Origin of the sequence: Frigoribacterium sp. CFBP 8754, from assembly GCF_014841815.1 — a bacterium.
Classification (GTDB): domain Bacteria; phylum Actinomycetota; class Actinomycetes; order Actinomycetales; family Microbacteriaceae; genus Frigoribacterium; species Frigoribacterium endophyticum.
Window position 1 is genome coordinate 1 of sequence record NZ_JACYUO010000017.1, and the last position, 603, is coordinate 603.

The 603-nt window shown below is 70.8% G+C and carries 1 protein-coding gene; it reads left to right on the forward strand.

What is annotated here, in order from left to right; all coding sequences use genetic code 11:
• The coding region (locus tag IFT72_RS15620; RefSeq protein WP_197981593.1) for an Ig-like domain-containing protein at nucleotides 1-603 on the forward strand (603 nt) is incomplete at both ends.

Below are 603 nucleotides of genomic sequence, written 5' to 3' on the forward strand. Positions count from 1 at the left end.
CTCACCGTCACCAACGCCAAGGGCCTCAGCCTCGGCACCGCCGTCGAGGTCAACTCCGACGGCGACTGGACCTGGACCCGCAGCAACATGGGCTCCTACACCTGGACCATGGACTTCACCACCGACGCCGGGACCGACCGCGCCCAGTCGACCCGCCTGACCGGGTTCGCACCCCGCCAGGCCCAGACCGCGCCCGTCACGATCGACACCCCCGCCGACGTCGCCACCGGCTACACCCCCGACACCGCGTTCACCTTCGGCGGCACCGCCGAGCCCGGCGCCGAGATCACCGTCACCAACGCCAAGGGCCTCAGCCTCGGCACCGCCGTCGAGACCAACAGCGACGGCGAGTGGACCTGGACCCGCAGCAACATGGGCTCCTACACCTGGACCATGATCTTCACCGCCGACGCCGGGACCGACCGACAGCAGACCGCGACCCTCGCCGGGTTCGCACCCCGCGCCTCCACCATCGCACCCGTGACGATCGACACCCCCGCCGACGTCAGCACCGGCTACACCGCGAACGAGTCCTTCACGTTCACCGGGACCGCCGAGCCCGGCAGCACCCTCACCGTCACCAACGCCAAGGGCCTCAGCCTC